The organism is Streptomyces rhizoryzae, from assembly GCF_023155275.1.
Classification (GTDB): Bacteria; Actinomycetota; Actinomycetes; order Streptomycetales; family Streptomycetaceae; genus Streptomyces; species Streptomyces rhizoryzae.
Genome location: NZ_JALMUV010000004.1, coordinates 267,081 through 274,299 on the forward strand (window position 1 = coordinate 267,081; position 7,219 = coordinate 274,299).

General features: G+C 76.0%; 5 protein-coding genes. 4 read left to right on the top strand and 1 reads right to left on the bottom strand.

The features are described from left to right. Window positions 1–4: 4 nt before the first annotated feature. Window positions 5–799 (top strand): SDR family oxidoreductase, encoded by a 795-nt coding sequence (locus MUU72_RS06000; protein WP_308403781.1) that lies wholly within the window; start codon window positions 5–7, stop codon window positions 797–799. Between the two features lie 4 nt (window positions 800–803). Here the strand turns inward: MUU72_RS06000 and MUU72_RS06005 are convergent, their stop codons facing one another. Next, window positions 804–1,844, bottom strand: a complete 1,041-nt coding sequence (locus MUU72_RS06005; RefSeq protein ID WP_248012061.1) for a LacI family DNA-binding transcriptional regulator — start codon at window positions 1,842–1,844, stop codon at window positions 804–806. Window positions 1,845–2,027: 183 nt separating this feature from the next. On the opposite strand from MUU72_RS06005, the gene MUU72_RS06010 reads away from it, so the two are divergent. The 3 genes from MUU72_RS06010 to MUU72_RS06020 all read left to right on the top strand — a co-directional run bounded on the left by MUU72_RS06010 (window position 2,028) and on the right by MUU72_RS06020 (window position 6,936). Continuing rightward, window positions 2,028–2,984: an ROK family protein gene (locus MUU72_RS06010; RefSeq protein WP_248012062.1), complete on the top strand. Its 957-nt coding sequence runs from the start codon at window positions 2,028–2,030 to the stop codon at window positions 2,982–2,984. 505 nt (window positions 2,985–3,489) lie between these two features. After that, the gene (locus tag MUU72_RS06015) at window positions 3,490–5,568 is read left to right on the top strand and encodes a serine/threonine-protein kinase (protein WP_248012063.1); all 2,079 of its coding nucleotides are present in this window, start codon (window positions 3,490–3,492) and stop codon (window positions 5,566–5,568) included. A 333-nt stretch (window positions 5,569–5,901) separates the two neighbouring features. After that, window positions 5,902–6,936 (top strand): NUDIX hydrolase, encoded by a 1,035-nt coding sequence (locus MUU72_RS06020; protein ID WP_248012064.1) that lies wholly within the window; start codon window positions 5,902–5,904, stop codon window positions 6,934–6,936. Window positions 6,937–7,219 lie beyond the last annotated feature (283 nt).

The following is a 7,219-nucleotide window of genomic DNA, read 5'->3' on the forward strand; positions in this document are numbered from 1 at the left end:
GCACGTGATGGACGACCACTTCACCACGCACGCAGAACTCTTCGATCTGGGCGGGAAGCGCGCGCTCGTCACCGGCGGCACCCGAGGCATCGGAATGATGATCGCGCGCGGCCTTCTCCAGGCGGGCGCCCGCGTGGTCATCAGCTCACGCAACGCGGAAGCGTGCGCTCAGGCACAGGAACGGCTGTCAGCATGCGGTGAGGTGCGGGCCATCCCCGCCGATCTGTCCCGCCACGACGAGTGCCGGCGGCTGTCCGACCTCGTCACCGCCGACTCGGAGCGTCTCGACATCCTCGTCAACAACGCGGGTGCCCTGTGGGACGAGCCGCTGGCGACGTTCCCGGACGCGGCCTGGGACACGGTCGTCGACCTCAATCTGAAGGCGCCGTTCCGGCTGGTCCAGGCGCTGCTGCCCGCACTTCGCAAGGCGGGCACCATCGACGATCCCGCGCGGGTCATCAACATCGGCAGCATCGCCGCCCTCCACATCCCCCAGCGGCCCAACTACTCGTACTCCAGCAGCAAGGCCGCACTGCACCAACTCACCAGGGTGCTCGCCAAGGAACTGGGACCGCAGCACGTCACCGTGAACGCCGTGGCGCCGGGGCCGTTCCCGTCGGCGATGATGGCGGCGACCCTCGACGAGTTCGGCGAGGCGATCGCGGCGTCGGCCCCACTGCGCCGGATCGGCCGCGACGACGACATGGCGGGTGTCGCCGTGTTCCTCGCCAGCCGGGCAGGCGCGTACCTGACAGGCGCCGTGATCCCCGTCGACGGCGGCATCGCCACCACCGCGTAGGCCCCTAGCCGTCCGTCGGCGCGATCTCCCCCGAGCCGCGGGGGATCAGGCGGGTGGGGATCTCCAGGCGCCGCGGCGGCTCGCCGGCGCCGTCGAGGTGGCGGAAGAGGAGGCCGGCGGCGGTCCGGCCCAGGTGGGCGGCGTCCTGGGCGACGACCGTGATGGCCGGGTGGACCAGATCGGCCAGTTCGAAGTCGTCGAAGCCGACGAGGGCGACCGGCCGGTGGTGGGCGCGCAGGACCCGGACGGCGGTGACGGTGACGCGGTTGTTGCCCGCGAACAGCGCGGTGACTGGCTCCCGCGCGGCCAGCATCTCCGCGGCCGCGGACCGCACCCGGTCCGGGGCGGTGGACCCCAGGGAGACCCAGGAGCCGTCGACCGGGAGTCCGGCCGCGGCCATCGCGGTGCGGTAGCCGCGCAGCCGCTCCTTGGCGGTGTGGATGCGCGGCTGGTCGCCGATGAAGCCGATCCGGCGGTGGCCGTGGGCGATGAGGTGGGCCACCGCGTCCCGGGCGCCGCCGAAGTTGTCGGAGAGCACCACATCGGCGTCGATCCGGCCGGCCGGGCGGTCGACGAAGACGGTCGCCACCCCGGCGGCTATCTCCGGCTCCAGGTAGCGGTGGTCGTCGCCGGCCGGGATGACGACCAGCCCGTCCACCCGGCGGGCGCACAGCGCCAGTACCAACTCCTGCTCACGGGCCGGGTCCTCGGCGCTGGAACCGTTGATCAGCAGCGCCCCGTGGCTGCGCGCCACCTCCTCCACGGCGCGGCTGAGCGGCCCGTAGAAGGGGTCGGCGAGGTCTTCGAGGACCAGGCCGATGCTGGCCGTCCGGCCCTTGCGCAGGATCCGGGCGGAGTCGTTGCGCCGGAAGCCGAGGGCGGCGATGGCCTCCTGGACGCGGCGTTCGGTGTCCGGGGTGACGCCCGGTTCGCCGTTGACCACCCGGGACACGGTCTTCAGGCCGACGCCGGCGCGCGCTGCGACATCCTTCATCGTCGGGCGGGTGCCGTAGCGAAGGGAGGTGCCGCGGGCGGTCTCGGTCACGGGTGCGGTCCTGTCGTGCGGGGTTGGCTGCGGTGCCGGGCGCGCGGGCGGGGAGGCGTGCGGCGTGCCGGTGTGTGGCGACGAGCATAGCCCCTAGACAACGTTGTCAAATGCCGGGAGACTGGCGTTCTCACGCCGGGCCGGCGCCCCGGCCCCCGGGCCCACCAGGAGACTTCGACACCGATGCAGACGGACCTCAGCGCAGCCCTGGACATCGGCGGCACCAAGATCGCCGGCGCTCTGGTGGACCCCCGCGGCAGACTCCTCGTCCGGGCCGCCCGGCCGACCCCCGCGGACCAGGACGGGGCCACCGTGATGCGCGCGGTCGCCGAGGTCGTCCGGGAACTGGCCGCCGGGCCGCACTGGGCTCGGGTGGCCGCCGTCGGCATCGGCAGCGCCGGCCCGGTGGACGCCGCGGCCGGCACCGTCAGCCCGGTCAACATCCCCGGCTGGCGCGACTTCCCGCTGGTCGCCGGGGTCCGCGCACTGGTCGGCGACCTGCCGGTGACGCTGGTCGGCGACGGTGTCGCGATGACCGCCGCCGAGCACTGGCAGGGCGCCGCGCGCGGCCACGACAACGCGCTGTGCATGGTGGTCTCCACCGGGGTCGGCGGCGGCCTGGTCCTGAACGGGCGGCTGCACCCCGGCCCCTCGGGCAACGCCGGCCACATCGGGCACATCAGCGTCGATCTCGACGGGGACCCCTGTCCGTGCGGCGCCCGCGGCTGCGTCGAACGGATCGCCAGCGGCCCGAACATCGCCCGGCGCGCCCTGGCCAACGGCTGGCGGCCGGGCCCGGACGGGGACACCAGCGCCGCCGCGGTCGCCGCCGCGGCCCACGCCGGCGACCCGGTCGCCCTGCGCTCCTTCGAACGGGCCGCCCAGGCGCTGGCCGCCGGGATCGCCGCCACCGCCACCCTCGTCGAGATCGACATCGCGGTCGTCGGCGGCGGCGTCGCGGGCGCCGGCGAGGTCCTCTTCGCCCCCCTTCGGTCCGCCCTGCGCGAGTACGCCACGCTCTCCTTCGTCTCCGGCCTGACCGTGGTCCCGGCCCGCACCGGGACGGACGCCGGCGTCGTGGGGGCCGCCGCGGCAGCCGCCGAACGGTCCCGCGTGGCGGCGTTCGCGGTGGGGGGTTAGCGCCGGGCCCGGTTCCGGACGGTTCCGGCCCTGGCCCCGCGGCGCCCCCGTCCCGAGCGGACCGCGGACGGCGGTGTCGTAGGAAGTCGTACGAACGCGGCCCCGTCCGCGGACGCGCCGTGCGCGAGCCGGCCGCGTCCCGGCCTCCCTTCGCCGAGGGGCCGGCGGCCGCGCACGCGCTGACGGCTCCGCTGCCGGACGTCGCAGCCCCGGCGGCGGGCCGGAAGCGGAGCCGGAGCCGGGAGCCGGTCGTCGGCGGTCGGCAATCAGCAATGGGCAGTCAGCAATGGGCAATCGGCAAGTGGCGGGCGGCGATCGGCGGGCGGCCGGGGCCCGGTCGGGCCGCGGGCGGCGGGCGGGAGGAAGGCGACCCGGTCGACGTGGTCCGGGGGCGCCCTCCGCCCCGTAGTCTGGTGGCGGCCGCCCAGAGGGCCGGGCGGGTGCCGCGGTGTGCCGGTGTACGGGCCGGCGCCGGTCACGAGACGGGCAGCGAGGGGTCGGCAGGGTGACGTCGGGGGAGCACGAGCAGCACGGGGCGGACGGGTCCGGCGCGGCGGGCGGGGCGGACGGCCCCGGGCCGGCGGGCGGACCGCCGGGGCGGCCGGAGGGCGGGGTACCGCGGTCGGCCTCCCGCAGCGGGCCGCGACGCGGCCCCGACGACGACCTCACCGGCCGGCTGCTCGGCGGCCGTTACCGCGTCACCGGCCGGATCGGCCGCGGCGGGATGGGCGTGGTCTGCCGGGCCGAGGACCAGGTGCTGGGCCGCGAGGTCGCCCTCAAGGTCCTGCGCGCGTACACCGACGCCTCCGCCCCCGAACTCGCCGATCTGCGGACCCGCATGCAGCGCGAGGCACGGGCCGCGGCCCGGATCCGGCACTCCGGGGTGGTGACCGTCCACGACGTCATCGACGAGGCCGGCCGCCCGGTCATCGTCATGGAACTGGTGGACGGCCCGTCCCTGGACGACGCCCTCGGCGCGCACGGCCCGCTGGACCCGCGGCAGGCCGCCCGGATCGGCGCCGCCGTGATGGACGCGCTGGACGCCGCCCACCAGGCCGGCGTGCTCCACCGGGACGTCAAGCCCGGCAACGTCCTGCTGGAGGGGTGGGGGCGCCCCGGCGGCGGCCGGGTGGTGCTCACCGACTTCGGCATCGCCAGTATCGAGGCGCCCGGCGACGGCGCCAGCACCAACATCACCCGCAGCGGCGAACTGGTCGGCTCCCTCGACTACTTGCCGCCCGAGCGGGCCCAGGGCATGGACCCCACCCCGGCCTCGGACATCTGGTCGCTGGGCATGACCCTGTACGCGGCGGTGGAGGGCGGCGGCGCGCCGTTCCGCCGGACGTCGGTGTACTCGACGCTCACCGCCATCGTCACCGAACCGCTGCCGGCGCCCCGGCGCGCCGGTCCGCTGACGCCGGTCCTGTACGCCCTGATGGCGAAGAGCCCGGCCGACCGCCCGTCCGCGGCGCAGGCCCGCAGCATGCTCCAGGCGGTGGCCGACGGCCGCGACCCGGGTGCGGCGCTCCCGCCGCCCGCCCCGGCCTCCGGCACCCCCTACGCCCCCACCCAGACGGACGCGACGTCCGGCGCGGGCCCCCTGCCGCGGCCCGCCGCCCCCTGGACGGCACCGCCGGGCGTCGCCACCGGGCCGGGGGGCGCGTTCACCGGTCCGGTGGGCCAGGTCGGCCCCAACGCAGCGGCCCCACACGGAAGTTCCCCGGGACCGGGCACCCCCGGCCCGTTCGGTCCGTACCCGCCGGGCCCGTCCGCTCCGACCGGCCCCACCGGCCCGACCGCTCCCCTCCCCGGCGCGACCGGACCCCACCGCCCCTACCCCCACCCGGGCCCCGGCCCGGAGACCGCACGGGTGCCGGTGCGCCGGCCCCGTCGGGTGGTGCTGGCCGCGGCGGCCGCTCTCGCCGTGCTGGCGGCCGGTGGCGGGATCACCTACGCGCTGATCGGCGGTGGCTCCGGCGGCCGGGACACCGCGGGCGGCCGGCAGCCGGCCGTACCGGCCACCACGCCGGGCGCGACCGCGGGCAAGGGCGGTACGGCCGGCGACGGCAAGGCCAACGGCTCGTCCGCGTCCGGCCCGGCGACACCGTCGCACGACGCCTCGCCCTCGGGCAGCCCCGGTCCGGGCGGCCCCGGTGGGCAGCAGGGCGGCCGGAACGGCGGCGCCACCACGGGCGGCGGCCAGGGCGGCGCGGGCACGGGCGGCGGCACGACGGGTGGCACCACCGGCGGGTCCGGGGCCGCGGCCGGCGGCGCCACCGGCGGCGGGGGCCCGACCCACGGCCCGGCCTGCGTGGACATCGGCGGCGGCAAGGCCAACTGCGATGTGTGGCGTACCGCGGCCTCGTACACCGCCTCGTTCCAGCAGGTCGGGCACCTGAACATCGGCACCAACTACTTCTACTGCCAGGCGAAGCTGGGCCGCCGCGAGACGTACGGGAAGTGGACCAACGTCTGGTGGGCCAGGACCGATGACGACAGCGGCAATTCCGGTGTCTACGTCAGCGTCGTCTACCTCACCGGCGGCGACAACGACCAGCCGGTGCCCGGCCTGCGGACCTGCTGAGCGCCGCCGGCCGGTCAGCCGGGCCCGGCCCGGGCCCGGTCCACGGGCGCTTGCCGCACGGCCTCGGCCCGCCGCCCATGGGACTCCGGTAGATGCGGCGCACCGCCCCCGGGCCGGGCCCCGCAGGCCGTAGGCGGGTGGGGGTTTCGGTGCTGGAGGGGCGGGGGAGCGCTTGTTTGCCGGGGCTTCGCGGCGGGGGAGACGGACCGGCATCCCCCGGGCGGGGTGTTCCTCAAGCGGTGTTCCCGGTGCTGCGCGCGGCCCGTGGTCCCGAGCGTTTCCGTGGCAGGGTGTTGCGGGCAACTCACCTGGGTCTAGGGAAGAGGGGAAACCGTGATCGTCTGGCTGAACGGCACGTTCGGTGCGGGCAAGACCACTGCGGCTCATGAACTGCTCGACCTGCTTCCCGGAAGCACGCTCTACGACCCCGAACTCCTCGGCGACGGGCTGCGGTTGATGCTGCCGGCCAAGCGGTTCGAGGAGGTCGACGACTACCAGGACCTGCCCGCCTGGCGGCGGATGGTGGTGGACACCGCGGCCGCCCTGCTCACCGAGGTCCCGGGCCCGCTGGTGACGCCGATGACGCTGCTGCGCCAGGAATACCGCGATGAGATCTTCGGATCCCTCGCCGCGCGCCGGATCCCCGTCCGACATGTCCTCCTCCATGCGGAGGAAACGATCCTGCGTGCCCGGATAGCCCAGCGCGAGGAAATCCCCGGCGACCCCGAGGCCAGCGCCTCCGTCCGCCGCTGGTGCCTGGAGCACCTGGGGCCCTACGCGCGGGCCCTGGACTGGCTCAAGGGCGACGCCCACGTCGTGGACACCAGCACGCTCACGCCCCGTCAGGCCGCCGAACGGGTCGCCGAGGCCGTCCGCACCGGCGCCGGCGCCTGCGACATCGTGCAGACCCCCGAGCCCACCGCGGAGACCCTCGCCGCGGGCGTCCTCCTCTTCGACGACCGGAACCGCGTCCTGCTGGTCGATCCCACGTACAAGCCCGGCTGGGAGTTCCCCGGCGGCATCGTCGAGCCGGGCGAGGCCCCCGTCCGCGCCGGCATCCGCGAGGTCGCCGAGGAACTGGGCATACAACTCCCGCGCGCACCACGGCTGTTGGTGCTCGACTGGGAGGCCCCCAAACCGCCCGGCTTCGGCGGTCTGCGCCTGCTCTACGACGGCGGGATCCTCCCCGGCGACGTCATCCACGACCTGCTGCTGCCCGGCGCGGAACTCCGCGCCTGGCGCTTCGTCACCGAATCCGAGGCCGAGACGATGCTGCCTCCGGTCCGCTGGAACCGCCTGCGGTGGGCCCTTCGGGCCCGGGAGCGGGGGTGTCCGCTGCATCTGGAGGCTGGGGTTCCTGTGGGCTGAGTCTCCGCGTTCGCGGGGGGCTTCCCACGTTGTCGGGTTTCCCGCCGTGGGGGTTGTTTCGTGTGCGCCTGCGGCGCGTTGCGTTGCCGCTGCGCGGGGCTGTGGGGTGCGGTGGCGGGGCTGTGGGGTGGGGGGTGTCCGGGCTGCTTCGCTTTACGTCCGGACACCCCCCCCCCCCCCCCCCCCCCCCCCCCCGCCCCCTCCCGTGGGGGTCAGTTATGAGGTGGTTGGGCCCTCACGTGGGTGGGTTGGTGCGGGTGGTGTGTTGCGGGTGAGCGCCCGT

Excerpts from the sequence above, each read along its gene's own strand:
- MUU72_RS06010 (WP_248012062.1), top strand. The coding sequence starts at position 2,028 with ATGCAGACGGACCTCAGCGCAGCCCTGGACATCGGCGGCACCAAGATC.